Consider the following 16888-nt stretch of genomic DNA (forward strand, 5'->3'; position numbering starts at 1 on the left):
GCGTGCCCTCGGGAAGCTTTGAGCGGCCCACCCGACCCGAACGGGTCCCGGCACACACCGACGCCCCGGCGCGGATCCCGTGGGGGGAATCCGCTGCCGGGGAAAGGGAAGCGCCCCGACCGTCGACCCGTGGGGGGATCGACGGCGGGGCGCTTTCCGCGAACCGGAGCGGCCGGGAGGACCTAGCGGGCCTCGACCGGGACGAACTCGCGCAGGACCTCGCCGGTGTAGATCTGGCGCGGGCGGCCGATGCGGGAGCCGGGCTCCTTGATCATCTCGTGCCACTGCGCGATCCAGCCGGGAAGGCGGCCGAGCGCGAAGAGCACGGTGAACATCTCGGTCGGGAAGCCCATGGCCCGGTAGATCAGACCGGTGTAGAAGTCCACGTTCGGGTAGAGGTTGCGGGCGACGAAGTACTCGTCGGCCAGCGCGTGCTCCTCCAGCTTGAGCGCGATGTCCAGCAGCTCGTCGCTCTTGCCGAGCGCCGAGAGGACGTCGTGCGCCGCCGCCTTGATGATCTTCGCCCGGGGGTCGAAGCTCTTGTAGACGCGGTGCCCGAAGCCCATCAGGCGGACGCCGTCCTCCTTGTTCTTCACCTTGCGGATGAAGGCGTCGACGTCGCCGCCGTCGTCCTTGATGCCCTGCAGCATCTCCAGGACGGACTGGTTGGCGCCACCGTGCAGCGGGCCCCACAGGGCCGAGATGCCGGCGGAGATCGAGGCGAACATGTTCGCCTGCGAGGAGCCGACCAGGCGCACGGTGGAGGTCGAGCAGTTCTGCTCGTGGTCCGCGTGCAGGATCAGCAGCTTGTCGAGCGCGGAGACCACGACCGGGTCCAGGTCGTACTCCTGGGCCGGCACGGAGAAGGTCATGCGCAGGAAGTTCTCGACGTAGCCGAGGTCGTTGCGCGGGTAGACCACCGGGTGGCCGACCGACTTCTTGTACGCGTACGCGGCGATCGTCGGGAGCTTGGCCAGCAGACGGATCGTCGAGAGGTGGCGCTGCTTCTCGTCGAACGGGTTGTGGCTGTCCTGGTAGAACGTCGACAGCGCGCTGACCACGGACGACAGCATGGCCATCGGGTGGGCGTCGCGCGGGAAGCCGTCGTAGAACCGCTTCACGTCCTCGTGCAGCAGCGTGTGCTGGGTGATCTCGTTGCGGAACGACGCGAGCTGGTCGACGGTCGGCAGCTCACCGTTGATCAGCAGGTAGGCGACCTCGATGAAGGTCGAGCGCTCCGCCAGCTGCTCGATCGGGTAGCCGCGGTAGCGCAGGATGCCCTGCTCACCGTCGAGGTAGGTGATCGCCGACTTGTAGGCGGCGGTGTTGCCGTAGCCACTGTCCAGCGTGACGAGCCCGGTGTGGGCCCGGAGCTTCGAGATGTCGAAGCCCTGGTCACCGACGGTGCTTTCGACCACCGGGTAGGTGTATTCACCGTCCGCGTACCGGAGTACTACAGAGTTGTCGCTCACGTCATCCCTCACCGACGTAGTGCCTCTTCTTCGAGGTGCCCTGACTGCCTCTACCTTCCCCCATTTGGCGCAGGAGAGTGCACTCGGGGTCGGCCTTTGGTCCTTTTGACGGCACTGAGTGCCGTCAACCTGCTCATCCTGCCCCCTCCGCGCCGGTGGTAGGAACCCCAAATGATCGATCATCTAGGTGATGTTTCCCACCGAGACCCGGCCGGCGAGCCGCGCGGCCACCGCCGTGTACCTCCTGCCTGCGGAAACGGTACGCACCGCCTGCCCGAGGGCCTTGCGGGACCCGACCAGGACGACCAGTTTCTTCGCCCTGGTCACGGCCGTGTAGAGCAGGTTCCGCTGGAGCATCATCCAAGCCCCGGTGGTGACGGGGATCACGACCGCCGGATATTCACTCCCCTGGGAACGGTGGATGGTGACGGCGTACGCGTGCGCCAGCTCGTCCAGCTCGGCGAACTCGTACCCCACCTCCTCGTCCTCCTCTGTACGGACCGTCAAGCGCTGCTCTTCCACGTCCAGAGCGGTGACCACGCCGACGGTGCCGTTGAAGACGCCGTTGGCGCCCTTCTCGTAGTTGTTGCGGATCTGGGTGACCTTGTCGCCCACCCGGAAGACCCGGCCGCCGAACCGCTTCTCGGGCAGGTTCGGCCGGGCCGGGGTGATCGCCTGCTGGAGCAGGCCGTTGAGGTTCCCCGCTCCGGCCGGCCCCCGGTGCATGGGGGCCAGGACCTGGACGTCCCGGCGCGGGTCGAGCCCGAACCGGGCCGGGATCCGGCGGGCAGCCACGTCCACGGCGAGGACCCCGGCCGCCTCCGTGTCCTCCTCCGGGAAGAGGAAGAAGTCCGGCAGGCCGTCGGTGATGGGCGGCACCCCGGTGTTGATGCGGTGCGCGTTGGTGACCACGCCCGACTGCTGCGCCTGGCGGAAGATCCGGGTCAGCCGGACGGCCGGCACCGGCCCGCCCTCGGCGAGGAGGTCCCGCAGCACCTCGCCGGCGCCGACCGAGGGGAGCTGGTCCACATCGCCGACCAGCAGCAGGTGCGCTCCCGGCGCCACCGCCTTGACCAGCTTGTTGGCCAGCAGCAGGTCCAGCATCGAGGCCTCGTCGACCACGACCAGGTCGGCGTCCAGCGGCCGGTCCCGGTCGTACGCCGCGTCCCCGCCGGGCTTGAGCTCCAGCAGCCGGTGCACGGTGGAGGCCTCGGCCCCGGTCAGCTCGGACAGCCGCTTCGCGGCCCGGCCGGTGGGGGCGGCGAGCACCACCTTGGCCTTCTTGGCCCGGGCCAGCTCCACGATGGAGCGCACGGTGAAGGACTTGCCGCAGCCGGGCCCGCCGGTGAGCACCGCCACCCGGCGGGTGAGGGCCAGCCTGACCGCGTCCCGCTGCTCGGGGGCGAGGCTGGCCCCGGTGCGGCCGGCGAGCCAGCCGAGGGCCTTGTCCCAGTCCACGTCCCGGAAGCCGGGCATCCGGTCCTCCTCGGCGTTCAGCAGCCGGCGGACCTGGCCGACCAGCGACAGCTCCGCCCGGTGGAAGGGGACCAGGTAGACGGCGGTGAGGGGGTCGGGGCCGCCCTGCGGGTCGGGCACGGGCTCCCGTACGACGCCCTCCGGATCGGCGGCGAGCTCGGCCAGGCACTCGATGACCAGCCCGGTGTCCACCTGGAGCAGCTTCACCCCGTCGGCGATGAGCCGCTCCTCGGGGAGGAAGCAGTGCCCCTGGTCGGTGGACTGGGACAGGGCGTACTGGAGGCCGGCCTTGACCCGCTCGGGGCTGTCGTGCGGGATGCCGACGGCCTGGGCGATGCGGTCGGCGGTGAGGAAGCCGATGCCCCAGACGTCGGCGGCGAGCCGGTACGGCTGGTTCTTCACCACCGAGATGGAGGCGTCCCCGTACTTCTTGTAGATGCGGACGGCGATGGAGGTGGAGACGCCGACGCCCTGGAGGAAGACCATGACCTCCTTGATGGCCTTCTGCTCCTCCCAGGCGGCTCCGATCAGCTTCGTCCGCTTGGGGCCGAGGCCGGGGACCTCGATCAGCCGCTTCGGCTCGGCCTCGATGACGTCGAGGGTGTCGAGGCCGAAGTGCTCGACGATGCGGTCGGCGATCCTGGGGCCGATGCCCTTGATGAGGCCGGAGCCGAGGTAGCGGCGGATGCCCTGGATGGTGGCGGGCAGGATCGTCGAGTAGTTCTCGACGCTGAACTGCCTGCCGTACTGCGGGTGCGAGCCCCAGCGGCCCTCCATGCGCAGGGATTCGCCGGGCTGCGCGCCGAGCAGCGAGCCGACGACGGTCAGCAGGTCCCCGGCGCCGCGGCCGGTGTCGACCCGGGCGACCGTGTAGCCGCTCTCCTCGTTGGCGTAGGTGATGCGCTCCAGCACCCCCTCGACCACCGCCGGTTGCACCGCCCCGTTGTTCGCCATGGCACGAAGCTACAGTCCGCCGCCGACAGCCCGGCGGGCCTGTGGACAAACGAAAGGGGGTCCGGCCTCGCGGCCGGACCCCCTCACGGTTACCCCTCCCTCGTCGGACTTCCCGATCCCCCCGGATCCCCACCCGGAAGTCCCGACGTTCCATACGACCCGCGTGGCGCCCGGAGGGTTGCATGCGGAATCACAGCTTTACCTTTCCATTACGTTCAGCCACCCGGGGAGTACTCCGAGGTGCCATGAAATCACCGCACACGTAGCGTTTCCGGCATGAGCGACTCTTCCTTCGAAGACGACGTAATGAACGAGCTCGGCGACGACAAGCTCCAGGAGATCGCCTCCCTGCTCGGCACCGACGCCGCCGGCGCCCGCGACACCGTCTCCCAGACCGTCGGGGCGATGACCGGCGGCCTCCAGGAGAAGGCCGACGCCGACGACGACGAGGTCCGCCAGGCCTTCGCGGAGGTGTCCGAGGCCCCCCTCCAGGGCGTGGCCACCCTCGGCGGCGGCCTCGGCGGGCTGCTCGGCGGCGGGATGATGGCCGGGGTGCTCTCCAAGGTGAGCAGACCGGTGGCCAACGCCGTCTCGAAGAAGACCGGCATCCCCGCCCCGACCGTCATGCGCGTCATCGAGCTGCTGATCCCGGTGCTGATGGCCGTCTTCGCCAAGCGCGCCGCGGGCAGGGGCGCGGGCGCCCCCACCCCCGGGGCCCCTGCCCCGGGAGCCGCCCCCGCCGGTGCCGGCGGCCTCGGCGACCTGCTGGGCCAGATCCTGGGCGGCGGGAAGAAGTAGTCCCGCCCGGCCGGCCGCCCCCGCGCTATCCTCGGCAGCCATGGAGACTTCCGGCGCGGCGGTGCGGCTGCGGGACCCCGGGCCCGGCGAGCTGGGCTGGATCGTGCAGCGCCACGGCGCGCTCTACGCCGCCGAGTACGGCTGGAACCAGGAGTTCGAGGGCCTGGTGGCCCGGATCGTCGCCGACTTCGCCGAGGACCACGACCCCCACCGGGAGCGGGTCTGGATCGCGGAGCACGAGGGCGAGCCGGTCGGCTCGGTGATGTGCGTGCGCGAGGACGGCTCGCCCGGCACGGCCCGGCTGCGGCTGCTGCTCGTGGACCCGGCCGGGCGCGGCCTCGGGGTGGGCACCCTGCTGGTGGACACCGTCGTCGCCTTCGCCCGTTCGGCGGGCTACCGCGAGCTGGTGCTGTGGACCAACGACGTGCTGACCGCGGCCCGTTCGCTCTACGAGCGGGCCGGCTTCACCCTGGTCGCCGAGCGCCCGCACCGCTCGTACGGGGCCTCCCTCACGGGGCAGGACTGGCGGCTGCCGCTGCGCGAGGACCCCCCGCGCTGACCGGGCCCGTACGGGTCTTCGCGCGCGCGGGGGCCAGCGAGGTCAGGCCCACCCCGCCCACCAGCAGCACCGCCGCCGCCCAGCCCGGCCCGGAGACCCCCTCGCCGAGCACCAGGGCGGCCGAGGACATCCCGAACGCCGGCACCAGCAGCGAGAACGGCGCCACGGCCGAGGCCGGGTAGCGGCGCAGCAGGTAGGCCCAGGCGCCGAAGCCGAACACCGTGGACACCCAGGCGACGTAGCCGATGACGGCCACCCCGGACCAGTCCAGGGCCCGCAGCGCGGCCATGTCCCGCTCCGGCCCCTCCAGCAGCAGCGACAGCGCGAACAGCGGGACCACCGGCACGACGCACACCCACACCTGGAAGTTCATGGCGTCGGACGGGGCCGCCTTGCGGGTGAGCACGTTGGACACGCCCCAGCAGGCGGCGGCCGCGACGACCAGGACGAAACCGGTGACGGGCCCGGACAGGCCCCGGTCCACGGCGGCCACCGCGATCCCGGCCAGCGCCACGGCCATGCCCAGCAGCCGCACCCGGCCGGGCCGCTCGCGCAGCACGACGGCGGCCAGCGCGGCGGTGAAGACGGCCTGGATCTGGAGCACGAGCGAGGACAGCCCGGCCGGCATCCCGGCCGCCATCCCCGTGAACAGCAGCCCGAACTTGGCGATGCCGAGGGCGGCCCCGACCCCGAGGATCCACTTCCAGGCGACCTTGGGGCGCCCCACGAAGAACACGGCGGGCAGCGCGGCGACGAGGAAGCGCAGCGCGGACAGCAGCAGCGGCGGGAAGTGGCCGAGGCCGATCTCGATGACGACGAAGTTGAACCCCCAGACGGCGGCGACGAGTACGGCGAGTGCGGTGTGTACGGGACGCATGCTCCGAGCATCGGCGCCCGGACCATGTAGCACCAGCGCGGATCCCTACCGGGATGGATGAAGCAGTGCTTACGATTGGCAGATGCTCGACCTGTCCCGGCTGCGCGCCCTGCACGCCGTCTCCGTCCACGGTTCGGTCGCGGGCGCGGCGGCCGCCCTCGGCTACACCCCCTCCGCGGTCTCTCAGCAGATCGCCAAGCTGGAGCGGGAGACCCGCACGACGCTGCTGGAGCGGCGCGGGCGCGGGGTCGCGCTGACCGAGGAGGCCCGGCACCTCGCCGACACCGCCCATGAGCTGCTGGCGATCGTGGAGCGCGCCGAGACCACCCTGGAGGAGCGGCGCGGCCGGCCGAGCGGCCTGCTGACGGTCGCTGCCTTCGCGTCGGCGGCGCGGGGGCTGCTGCCGGGGGTGCTGGCCGAGCTGGTGCAGCGCCATCCCGCGCTGGACGTGCGCCTCACGGAGGTCGACCCCCACCTGTCGGTGGACCTGGTCGCCCGGGGCGTCACCGACCTGGCGGTGGCCCACGACTGGGACATCGCCCCGCTGCCCGCCCCCGAGGGCGTGGAACAGGCCGTCATCGGTGACGACCCCTGCGATCTGGTGGTCCCGGCCGGACACCCCTTCACCACCCGGCGGACGGTGCGCCGCGCGGACCTGGGGGGCCAGCGGTGGGTGTGCCAGCCGCCCGGCCGGGTGTGCCACGACTGGCTGGTGCGGACCATGCGGACGGCGGGGTTCGAGCCCGACATCGCGCACACCGCCGAGGAGAACCACACGATCGTCGCGCTGGTCGCGGCCGGTCTCGGGGTGGCGGTCGTGCCCCGGCTGGGCACCGGCGCGCTGCCGCCGGGTGCGGTGGCCGTACGGCTGGAGCCCGGGCCGGTGCGCAGGCTGTACGCCCTGTGGCGGACGGGAGCAGCCCGCCGGCCCGCGATCACCGAGACCGTACGCACCCTCCAGGAGCACTGGGCGGCGACGCAGGGGCGTACCTAACGGGCCATTCCCGAGTGTCCGTCAGGCGTGGCGCCGGGTACGGCAGTAGGGTCCCACGGGTGCCGAACCACGCCTCCCGCCGGGCTCTGCTCGCCGCCGCCGCCATGGCCGCCGTCACGGCCGCCGGAGCCGCCGGGGCCGCCTCCACGGCCTCCACCGCCGCCCCCGGGACCCCCGGGACCCCGGACGACTCCCGCGCCCCCGGCGGGCCGCCGGGGCGCCGCCCGGACCGGGAGCGGCTGCGGGCGCTGGTCTCCGGGCTCGGGCTGCCCGAGCTGGTGGGGCAGCTGTTCGTGTCCCGGGCCTACGGGCATTCGGCGACGGACCCCGATCCGGCGGACGCCGCGCTGAACATGGAGCACTTCGGGGTGCGCACCGCCGCCGAGCTGGTGGCCCGCTACCACCTGGGCGGGGTCGTCTACTTCGCGTGGGCCCACAACACCCGTGACCCGCACCAGATCGCCGCCCTGTCCAACGGGCTCCAGCGGGCCGCCGCGGACTCGGGGGCGGGGATCCCGCTACTGCTGTCGGTGGACCAGGAGCACGGGGCCGTGGCCCGGATCGGCCGGCCCGCGACCCTGCTGCCCGGGGCGATGGCGCTCGGCGCGGCGGGTTCCGCCGAGGGGGCGCGCCGGGCGGCCCGGGTGGCGGGGACGGAGCTGGCGGCGCTGGGCATCCGGCAGGACTGGGCTCCGGTGGCCGACGTGAACGTGAACCCGGCCAACCCGGTCATCGGCGTGCGCTCCTTCGGCTCCGACCCGGCCGCCGTCGCGGCCCTGGCCGCGGCCCAGGTGCGCGGCTACCAGGGGGCGGGGGTGGCGGCCGCGGCGAAGCACTTCCCGGGCCACGGGGACACCGAGACCGACAGCCACGTCGGGCTGCCGGTGATGCGGCACTCGCGCGCCCAGTGGGAGGAGCTGGACGCGCCGCCGTTCCGGGCGGCGGTGCGCGCGGGCGTGGACGTGGTCATGACGGCCCACATCGTCTTCCCCGCGCTCGACCCCTCGGGGGACCCGGCGACCCTCTCGCGGCCCATCGTGACCGGCCTGCTGCGCGAACAGCTGGGCTTCCGCGGGGTGGTGGTCACCGACGCCCTCGACATGGCGGGGGTCCGGCAGAAGTACGGGAACGACCGGGTGCCGGTGCTGGCCCTGAAGGCGGGCTGCGACCTGCTGCTGAACGCTCCGGACCTCGGGCTGGCGCAGCGCGCCGTGCTGGCGGCGGTGGAGTCGGGCGAGCTGTCGCGCGGCCGGGTCGAGGAGTCGGTGCTGCGGGTCCTGGAGCTGAAGGCCCGCCGGGGCCTGTTCGAGGACCCGTACACCTCCGATGCGGCGGTGGACGCGGCGGTGGGGACGGGCGGGCACCTGGCGGCCGCCGACGCGGTCGCGGCGGGTACGACGACGCTGCTGGCCAATCCGCGCGGGCTGCTGCCGCTGGACGCGTCGGCCGGACCGAAGCTGCTGGTCACCGGTACCGACCCGGTCTCCCCCACGGGCACCACGGGCCCCCCGACGGCGGTCCTGGCGCGGGAGCTGACGGCCCTGGGGTGCCGGGCGCAGGCGCTCCCGCCGGAGCGGGCGGTGGCGGCGGCGCCGGGGCACGCGGCGGTGCTGGTGTGCACGTACAACGTCCCGGAGGGGGAGAGTCCGCAGCGCACGCTGGTGGCGGGGCTGGTCGCGACGGGCGTCCCGGTGGTGCTGGTGGCGGTCCGCAATCCGTACGACCCGGCGCGGCTGCCCGCGTGCGCGGCCGAGGTGGCCACGTACACCTGGACGGACGTGGAGATGCGGGCGGCGGCCCGGGTGCTGACGGGCGCGAGCCGGCCGTCGGGCCGGCTCCCGGTGCCCGTCCCGGGCCGCTACCCGCTGGGCCACGGGCTGTCGTACTGAGGCACCGGGAGTACCGGCGGCACCGGGAGTACGACAGCCCGTCGGGGACCCCTAGCGGCGCAGCGAGTCGCGGCGCAGGTCGGTCTGGTCGAGCACCGGGTCCGGCGCGGCGAGCGGCGCCGCCGTCTGCGGGGCGGCCCCGTCGGCGCGGAACACGTCGGCGGCGGGGGCCACTCCGGCCCACTGGAGGATCCGCGCGGTCGCGAGGGCCTTCTCGCCGTCCTGGAGCTTGGCGACGTTGGCCCCGTGGTTGGCGCCCGGAGCGGTCATCACGTAGCTGTCGCGCGTCCCGTACCCGAGGTGGAAGGGCTCGGCGCCCCACGGGTCGTTCTGCCCGTACACGAACAGCATCTGGTGGGCGTTGTTGCGGACCCAGGTGTCCACGTCCGCCATGGCGGCCGGCTGGAAGGTCATGGGGATGTCGCGCGGCACGAAGTTGCGCGGCGGCTGGTAGCCGTACCGGCTCAGGCCCTTGAGGTGGGGCTGCTTGATGTCGGGCGAGCCGAGCTGCGTACCGGCCTGGTAGTAGTACGGCGTGTACGTCTCCAGGCCCTGGTCGGCGTAGGCCGAGAAGCCGGAGATGGTGTCGACCGTGTCCCAGATCTGCTGGTCGGTGGCGGTCTTGGCGTCCGGGATCGTGGCGCAGTCGGCGAGCAGGCTGTACTGCCAGAAGGCCCAGGTGTAGTCGAGGACCACGGCCTCGAAGGCCTTGTCGAGGCTGCCGACGGTGTTGAAGGTCCAGCCGTTCTCGGCGGCGGCGGCCTTGTACTTGGCCTCCAGCGGCTCGCGGCGGATCAGGGCCTCGCGCTGGACGTTGTTGAGCTTGTCGCGGCACTCCTTGGTGCCGACCTTGCCGAAGAACCGGTCGTAGGCCGAGTCCTCCTTGTTGACGACGTCGTTGGGCGCCACGTAGGCGACGACACCGTCCATGTCGCGCGGGTAGAAGCGCTCGAAGTACGTCGCCGTCATGCCGCCCTTGCTGGCGCCCGTGGACAGCCAGTTCTTGGGGTAGATCTTCTTCAGGGCGGTGAAGAGGCGGTGCTGGTCGCTGGCGGCCTGCCAGATGTCGAGCTTCGACCAGTCCGCCGGGTCGGGGCGGGACGGGTTGAAGAATCGATACTCCATGGACAGCTGGTTGCCGTCGATGATGGTCGTCGGCTCCGCGCGGCGCGGGTTGGTGTTGACGTTGTAGCCCGAGGTGAAGAACACCGTGGGGCGGGAGACGTCCTTGTGCAGCAGGGTGATGCGCTGCTTGAAGGTGCCCTTCCACGGCTGCCGGTGGTCGACCGGCTGCTCGTAGTTCAGTACGAAGAACCGGTAGCCGGGGTACGGCTTCTCCTCGATCAGGCTCATGCCCGGGATCGCGAGGATCTGGTCCTTGATGTCCGCTGCGGATCCCTGTCCCGCGGTGGCCTGCGCGGCGGCGGCCGGCTCTGCGGCGGTGGCCGTCTGAGCCGTGAGACCGGCCGTGCCCATGGTGCCGATCAGCACCGCGACGGGCAGTACCCGGCCAAGCGTCTTGCGCATTCACCCTCCCCTTGAGTTCACTGTGGTCGCCCGTGAACCTAGCGGGATCAACGCGTCCGTGAACAGCCCCAGTTGGGACGCGGGCTCAGCACAGGATCCAGCCAGATTCGACGGATCCGGCCGCCATCTCGCCCCTTACATACACACACCGGCTGATCGCGCCCACGGTGACGGGGCCCGCGTAGCGGGCGAATTGCCCCGCATCGCCCACCGGGACCCCGCCGCGCGGCTGAACGCTGACCGCCATGTGGCGGCGCTCCCCCGGCCGCAGGGCGACGGTCATCGCGCAGACCTGGTTCCGGCTCTTGAACACCCGCACCTCGGCACCGGGCAGCGGCATCGTCTTGACCAGCTCGCCGGCGCAGCCGCCGGCCGCCGCCGACGCGGCGGGCGCCGCGAAGACGCCCCCCACCGCGAGCCACAGCGCACCCCCGAACACCCCCAGGGACACCATTCGCCCCCGCCGCCCGCGGTCCTGCCTCATTCCGCCCCCCACCCGATCGGTCGTACGTAACACGTACGCACGTACGACGCTCAGTCGACCCGGAAGGTTGCACTACCCTGGGCGATCGACCGAATGCACACCGTAGCCGTGAAAGGCAGCCGACATGACGACCGATCTGCTCGACCGCAAGCTGGAGCGCGCCTTCGCCCACCTGGACGCCGACGACAACGGCGTGATCGACGAGAAGGACATGATCGCGCTCGGGTCGCGGCTGCTGACGGCGCTGTCGGAGCCCGCCGACTCCCCCAAGGCGACCGAGGTGTTCCGCGGGCTCACCGACTTCTGGGTGGACCTCTTCAACGAGCTCGGCGTCGGCCAGGACCAGAAGCTGACCCCGGTGCAGTACCGGGACGGCATGACCCGCCTGTACAAGGACGGCGGGCCGGCCTACGAGAAGTCCTTCCGGCCGATGATGAAGGCGATCCTCACGGTCGTCGACACCAACGGCGACGGGCACATCAGCCCCGAGGAGTTCCACAAGGCGCAACTGGCCTTCGACACCCGGCTGGAGCCCGCCGACGCGGACACCCTCTTCGCGAAGATCGACAAGAACCACGACGGCTACCTGTCGGTGGACGAGCTCCTCGACGCCGTGCGCGAGTACTACACCGGTGACGACGAGGACGCCCCCGGGAACCTGCTCTTCGGCGAGCTCTGATCCCGGGGGCGCCCCCGTACGACTGCGGCCGCGCGGCCGGCTAGGCGGCCGCGGCCGGCTCGTCCTCGCCGGCGAAGGTCCGCCACAGCACCGCGTACCGCCCGCCGCGCGCCAGCAGTTCCGCGTGGCTGCCGTCCTCGACGACCCGGCCCCGGTCCATGACCACCACCCGGTCGGCCCGGGCCGCGGTCGTCAGCCGGTGGGCCACCACGAGGGTGGTGCGCTTGCCGGCGAGGCGCTCGGTGGCCTGGTTGACCTGCGCCTCGGTGGCCAGGTCCAGGGCCGCCGTGGCCTCGTCGAGCAGCAGCACGTCCGGGTCGACCAGCTCGGCGCGGGCCAGCGCGATCAGCTGGCGCTGGCCGGCCGAGAGGTTGCGGCCGCGCTCGGCGACGGCGTGCAGGTAGCCGCCGTCCAGGGTGGCGATCATGTCGTGGGCGCCGACCGCGCGGGCGGCGGCCTCCACCTCGGCGTCGCTCGCCCCGGGCCGGCCGTAGGCGATGGCGTCGCGGACCGTCCCCGGGAAGAGGTACGGCTCCTGGGGGACGACCCCCAGCCGGTGGCGGTACGCCGTCAGGTCCAGCTCCCGCAGGTCGGTGCCGTCGGCGGTGACCCGGCCGGAGGTCGGGTCGTAGAACCGGGCCACCATCTTGACCAGCGTGGACTTGCCCGCTCCGGTCTCGCCGACGAAGGCGACGGTCTGCCCGGCGGGTATCCGCAGGCTGATCCCGGACAGCGCGTCGCCCTTGGTCCCGCGCTCCTCCGCGGTGCCGTACCGGAACCGCACGCCCTCGAAGGCGATCTCGCCGCGCAGCGCGGTGACCTCGCGGGGCTCGGCCGGGCGCGGGGTGGTGGTGGGCTCGCGCAGCAGGTCCTGGATCCGGCCGAGGGAGACGGTGGCCTGCTGGTACCCGTCGAAGACCTGGGACAGCTGCTGGACCGGCGCGAAGAACAGGTCGATGTACAGCAGGTAGGCCACCAGCGCGCCCGTGGTGAGCGTGGCCGCCTCGACCCGGCCCGCGCCGACGATCAGCACGGCCGCCGCGGCGCCCGAGGACAGCAGCTGCACGAAGGGGAAGTAGACCGATATCAGCCACTGGCCGCGCACCCGCGCCTCGCGGTACGAGTCGCTGCGCTCGGCGAACCGGGCCCGGCCCGCCTCCTGCCGGCGGAAGGCCTGCACCAGCCGGATGCCGGCCACGGACTCCTGGAGGTCGGCGTTGACCAGGCTGACCCGGTCGCGCGCCAGCTCGTACGCGGCGACCGACTTGCGGCGGAACACGACCGTGCCGATGACCAGCACGGGCAGGGTGGCGAAGACGATCAGCGCGAGTTCGACGTCGAGGACCAGCAGGGCGACCAGGATGCCGAAGAAGGTCAGGACGGAGACGACGGCGGTGACGAGCCCGGTCTGCAGGAAGCTCGACAGGGAGTCCACGTCGGTGGTCATCCGGGTCATGATCTTGCCGGTGAGCTCGCGCTCGTAGTAGTCCAGGCCGAGCCGCTGGAGCTGCGCGAAGATCTTGACGCGCAGGGAGTAGAGCACCCGCTCGCCGGTCCGGCCGGTCATCCGGGTCTCCGCGAACTGCGCGGCCCACTGGCCGAGGACCACGGCGAGGGCGAGCAGGGACGCCGCCCACACCGCGCCCAGCGCGGCCCGCTCCACGCCCTGGTCGATGCCGTGCCGGATCAGGACGGGCAGCAGCAGCCCGGCGCCCGCGTCGAGGGCGACCAGGCCCAGGCTGACCGCGAGCGGGGCCCAGAAGCCGGCCAGCAGCCTGCGCAGGCCGTAGCTCTCCTCGGCGGCCGCGGACCGGACCTCGTCCACGCCCGGCTCGTCGTCGGCGGGCGGCAGCGCGGCCACCTGCGCCAGCAGTTCGGGCGTGGCGCCCGGCGCCGGGTCGGCCTCGGACTCCTCCCCGCGCCGCCACAGCTCGGGGGTGACCCCGTCGACGACGCGCCGCTTGGCGTTCACCGGCTCGGAGTCGATCTCCGCTTCGAGCTCGATGTCCTTCTCCAGGTCCCGCTCGAACTCCGCCATGGACGGCGCGTCGGGGGTGCGCGGCGAGTGCGCGCCGAGGACGTCGGGGTCGGTGAGCAGCCGCCGGTACAGCGCGGAGCGGCGCTCCAGCTCCTCGTGCGTGCCGATGTCGGCGAGCCGCCCGTGCTCCATCACGGCGATCCGGTCGGCGAGCGCGAGGGTGGAGCGGCGGTGGGCGATCAGCAGGGTGGTGCGGCCGGCCATGACGGCCCGCAGCGCCTCGTGGATCTCGTGCTCGACGCGGGCGTCGACGGCCGAGGTGGCGTCGTCCAGGAGCAGCAGGCGGGGGTCGGTGAGGATGGCGCGGGCGAGCGCGACGCGCTGGCGCTGGCCGCCGGAGAGGGTCAGGCCCTGCTCGCCGACCTTGGTGTCGTAGCCGGCGGGGAGGGCTTCGATGAACCCTTCCGCCTGGGCGGCGCGGGCCGCGGCGCGGACCTCCTCCTCGGAGGCGCCGGGGCGTCCGTAGGCGATGTTGGCGCGGATGGTGTCGGAGAAGAGGAAGGAGTCCTCGGGCACCAGCCCGATGGCGCCGCGCAGCGAGTCGTAGGTCAGCTCGCGCACGTCGTGGCCGCCGACGCGGACGGTGCCGTGGTCGGCGTCGTAGAAGCGCGGCAGGAGCAGGGAGACGGTGGACTTGCCGCTGCCGGAGGCGCCGACGAGGGCCACGGTCTCGCCCTCGGCGAGGGCGAGGGAGAACCCGTCGAGGACGGGGCGGCCGGGCTCGTACCCGAAGCGGACGTCCTCGAACTCGACGGTGGCGGGCGCGTCGGCGGGGAGTTCCCTCGTCCCTTCGCGGATCTCGGGCTCGGTGTCGATGAGCTCGAAGACCCGCTCCGCGCCGGCCCGGGCCTGCTGGGCGACGGTGAGCACCATGGCGAGCATGCGGACGGGGCCCACCAGCTGGGCGAGGTAGGTGGAGAAGGCGACGAAGGTGCCGAGGGTGACCTGGCCCCGGGTGGCCATCCAGCCGCCGAGGGCCAGCATGGCGACCTGGGCGAGGGCGGGGACGGCCTGGAGGGCGGGGGTGTAGCGGGAGTTCAGGCGGATGGCGCGCATCCGCCCGCCGAAGAGCCTGCGGCCGGCCGCGCGGAGCTTGCCCGTCTCCTGCTCCTCCTGCCCGAAGCCCTTGACGACGCGTACGCCGGTCACCGCCCCGTCGACGACGGAGGCGACGGCCGCGGCCTGCTGCTGGGCGTACCAGGTGGCGGGGAAGAGCTTCTTGCGGCTGCGCTTGGCGATGAACCAGAGGGCGGGGGCCATCAGCAGCGCGACGAGGGTCAGCAGCGGGGACAGCCACAGCATGACGCCGAGGGATATCCCGAAGAGGAGGAAGTTCCCGATGGTCATGGGCAGCATGAAGAGCAGCCCCTGGATCAGCTGGAGGTCGCTCGTGGCCCGGCCGACGACCTGTCCGGTGGACAGCTCGTCCTGCCGGCGCCCGTCGAGGCGGGCGATGGTGTCGTACATGTCGGTGCGCAGGTCGTGCTGCACGTCGAGGGCGAGGCGCCCGCCGTAGTACCTGCGTATGTAGGTCAGTGCGTAGACCAGCAGGGCGGCGCCTATGAGCAGGCCCGCCCAGGGCCCCATGGGCCTGCTCTCGTCGCCGATGACGTCGTCGATGATGACCCGGGTGACGAGGGGGACCAGCGCCATGACGGCCATGCCCGCCAGCGAGGACCCGAGCGCGAGGAGCACGTTGGCCTTGTACCGCCAGGTGTAGGCGGCCAGCCGTCTGCCCCAGCCCGGCTTCTCACCAGCCGCTGTCTCCCCAGCCTGCGCCGCCGTCACGTGGTCGCCTCCCCGTAGGTCCTGTCCTGCCGCCTGCCCCAACGCCCCCACCGGCGGATTTCATCCCGCTGCAACAATCGCACCGGTGTCCGGAGGGCGCCCGGGGGCCGCGGCCGTCCAGGGGACCGCCGGGCGCTCGACCCTCGCCGGAACGGGGTCGGGCGGCGGAACCGATGCGCCCCGGGGGCGCTCTAGCCGGGTGCGCACCGGTTGGCGGTGCTCTGGGCTCCTTGGAAGGGTTCGGCCGGTACATGGGTCTGACGAGTGGCACGCTCCTGGCGGGTGCCGTGCTGTGCACGGTGCTGGCGTTCGCGGCGACGGTGCGGCTGTGGCCGCGGCTGGCGGGAAGGAGCCGGGGGCCGGTCCTGGGGCGCTTCGGGCTGCTGCTCCTGGTCCAGGTGCTCCTGTTCGCCTCGGTCGCGCTCGCGGCGAACCGGAGCTTCCTGATCTACGGCTCGTGGCAGGACCTGGCCGCCGGAGCGCCGCGCCAGGAGGCCGTGGCCGGCGGGGCGGCCGTGCAGGTGCTGGGGCGGCAGGCACCGGACGTCCCGGGCGGGCGCGATCCCCGGTCGGGCGGGGTGATCGAGAAGGTGACCCTGCACGGGCAGCGGTCGGGGGTGGCGGCCCAGGCGTACGTGTACCTGCCGCCGGAGTACTTCCAGAAGGGCTCCGAGCAGCGCAGGTTCCCGGCGGCCGTGGTCCTGACGGGCTATCCGGGCACGGCGGAGAACCTGCTGAAGGGGCTGCGCTACCCGAAGACGGCCTGGACGCAGGCACGGCAGAAGAAGGCGCAGCCGATGATCCTGGTGATGATGCGGCCGGTGGTCGGCCCGTCCAACAGCCAGTGCGTCGACGTCCCGGGCGGCGGCCCGCAGAGCGAGACCTTCTTCGGCACGGACGTCCCCAGGACCGTCGCGAGCCACTACCGGGTGGGCACCGCCGCCCGGAACTGGGCGATCATCGGGGACTCGACGGGCGGCTACTGCGCCCTGAAGATGACCCTCCAGCACCCGGAGACCTACACGGCCGGCGTCGGCCTCTCGGCGGACTACAAGCCGGAGGTCGACGCGGACTCCGGCGACCTGTTCCACGGGAACAAGGACGAGGAGAAACGATCCGACCTGCTGTGGCACCTGGCCAACCGGCCCCAGCCGAACGCCTCGTTCCTGGTCACCACCTCGCTCCAGGGCGAGAGCAACCTCCGGCCGACGCAGCAGTTCGTCAAGGCCGTGAAGGACCCGGCCCACGTCTCGTCGATCACCCTCGACCGCGGCGGCCACAACTTCAACACCTGGAACCGCGAGATCCCCCCGGCGCTGGAGTGGACCAGCGCCCGGCTGAAGGCCGAGTGAG

General features: G+C 72.7%; 11 protein-coding genes and 1 pseudogene. 6 read left to right on the plus strand and 6 right to left on the minus strand.

Annotated features, from left to right (window positions below; translation table 11 throughout):
* Positions 1-182 precede the first annotated feature (182 nt).
* Complete coding sequence (locus AC07A6_RS08355) at positions 183-1472, minus strand: citrate synthase (protein WP_362461667.1); 1290 nt, start codon at positions 1470-1472, stop codon at positions 183-185.
* Positions 1473-1655: 183 nt separating this feature from the next.
* On the minus strand, positions 1656-3902 hold the full coding sequence (recD2, locus tag AC07A6_RS08360) for an SF1B family DNA helicase RecD2 (protein WP_478776535.1): 2247 nt from the start codon (positions 3900-3902) through the stop codon (positions 1656-1658).
* 276 nt (positions 3903-4178) lie between these two features.
* On the opposite strand from recD2, the gene AC07A6_RS08365 reads away from it, so the two are divergent.
* Positions 4179-4700: a DUF937 domain-containing protein gene (locus tag AC07A6_RS08365; RefSeq protein ID WP_478776536.1), complete on the plus strand. Its 522-nt coding sequence runs from the start codon at positions 4179-4181 to the stop codon at positions 4698-4700.
* A gap of 61 nt (positions 4701-4761) precedes the next feature.
* Positions 4762-5259, plus strand: a pseudogene (locus tag AC07A6_RS08370) (GNAT family N-acetyltransferase); the annotation flags it as partial.
* On the opposite strand, the gene AC07A6_RS08375 reads toward AC07A6_RS08370, so the two are convergent.
* Entirely contained in the window at positions 5210-6136 is a 927-nt protein-coding gene (locus AC07A6_RS08375) for an EamA family transporter (protein WP_478776537.1), read from the minus strand. The pseudogene AC07A6_RS08370 and the gene AC07A6_RS08375 sit on opposite strands and share 50 nt — an antisense overlap.
* Before the next feature lie 82 nt (positions 6137-6218).
* Here AC07A6_RS08375 and AC07A6_RS08380 point away from each other — a divergent pair, with 82 nt between their 5' ends.
* Both AC07A6_RS08380 and AC07A6_RS08385 read left to right on the plus strand, forming a co-directional pair.
* Positions 6219-7130 carry a LysR family transcriptional regulator gene (locus AC07A6_RS08380; protein ID WP_478776538.1) on the plus strand — a complete coding sequence of 304 codons (912 nt, stop codon included), beginning with the start codon at positions 6219-6221 and terminating at the stop codon, positions 7128-7130.
* 59 nt (positions 7131-7189) lie between these two features.
* Positions 7190-9019, plus strand: coding sequence for a glycoside hydrolase family 3 protein (locus AC07A6_RS08385; RefSeq protein WP_478776539.1), 1830 nt, complete (start codon positions 7190-7192; stop codon positions 9017-9019).
* Between the two features lie 51 nt (positions 9020-9070).
* On the opposite strand, the gene AC07A6_RS08390 is transcribed toward AC07A6_RS08385, so the two are convergent.
* Positions 9071-10546 (minus strand): aminopeptidase, encoded by a 1476-nt coding sequence (locus AC07A6_RS08390; protein WP_478776540.1) that lies wholly within the window; start codon positions 10544-10546, stop codon positions 9071-9073.
* An 85-nt stretch (positions 10547-10631) separates the two neighbouring features.
* Complete coding sequence (locus AC07A6_RS08395) at positions 10632-11030, minus strand: hypothetical protein (protein WP_362461687.1); 399 nt, start codon at positions 11028-11030, stop codon at positions 10632-10634.
* A gap of 124 nt (positions 11031-11154) precedes the next feature.
* Between AC07A6_RS08395 and AC07A6_RS08400 the strand changes: the two genes are divergently transcribed.
* Positions 11155-11709, plus strand: coding sequence for an EF-hand domain-containing protein (locus AC07A6_RS08400; RefSeq protein ID WP_362461690.1), 555 nt, complete (start codon positions 11155-11157; stop codon positions 11707-11709).
* 40 nt (positions 11710-11749) lie between these two features.
* Here the strand turns inward: AC07A6_RS08400 and AC07A6_RS08405 are convergent, their stop codons facing one another.
* The gene (locus tag AC07A6_RS08405; protein ID WP_478776541.1) at positions 11750-15535 is read right to left on the minus strand and encodes an ABC transporter ATP-binding protein; all 3786 of its coding nucleotides are present in this window, start codon (positions 15533-15535) and stop codon (positions 11750-11752) included.
* Positions 15536-15786: 251 nt separating this feature from the next.
* Here AC07A6_RS08405 and AC07A6_RS08410 point away from each other — a divergent pair, with 251 nt between their 5' ends.
* Entirely contained in the window at positions 15787-16887 is a 1101-nt protein-coding gene (locus AC07A6_RS08410; RefSeq protein ID WP_478776542.1) for an alpha/beta hydrolase, read from the plus strand.
* The last annotated feature ends 1 nt before the right edge of the window (position 16888 follow it).

This window comes from Streptomyces sp. NPDC044002 (genome assembly GCF_056434525.1).

Coding starts and splice junctions, on each gene's coding strand:
- recD2 (WP_478776535.1), bottom strand. CDS start 3,902: ATGGCGAACAACGGGGCGGTGCAACCGGCGGTGGTCGAGGGGGTGCTG.
- AC07A6_RS08365 (WP_478776536.1), top strand. CDS start 4,179: ATGAGCGACTCTTCCTTCGAAGACGACGTAATGAACGAGCTCGGCGAC.
- AC07A6_RS08375 (WP_478776537.1), bottom strand. CDS start 6,136: ATGCGTCCCGTACACACCGCACTCGCCGTACTCGTCGCCGCCGTCTGG.
- AC07A6_RS08380 (WP_478776538.1), top strand. CDS start 6,219: ATGCTCGACCTGTCCCGGCTGCGCGCCCTGCACGCCGTCTCCGTCCAC.
- AC07A6_RS08390 (WP_478776540.1), bottom strand. CDS start 10,546: ATGCGCAAGACGCTTGGCCGGGTACTGCCCGTCGCGGTGCTGATCGGC.
- AC07A6_RS08395 (WP_362461687.1), bottom strand. CDS start 11,030: ATGAGGCAGGACCGCGGGCGGCGGGGGCGAATGGTGTCCCTGGGGGTG.
- AC07A6_RS08400 (WP_362461690.1), top strand. CDS start 11,155: ATGACGACCGATCTGCTCGACCGCAAGCTGGAGCGCGCCTTCGCCCAC.
- AC07A6_RS08410 (WP_478776542.1), top strand. CDS start 15,787: ATGGGTCTGACGAGTGGCACGCTCCTGGCGGGTGCCGTGCTGTGCACG.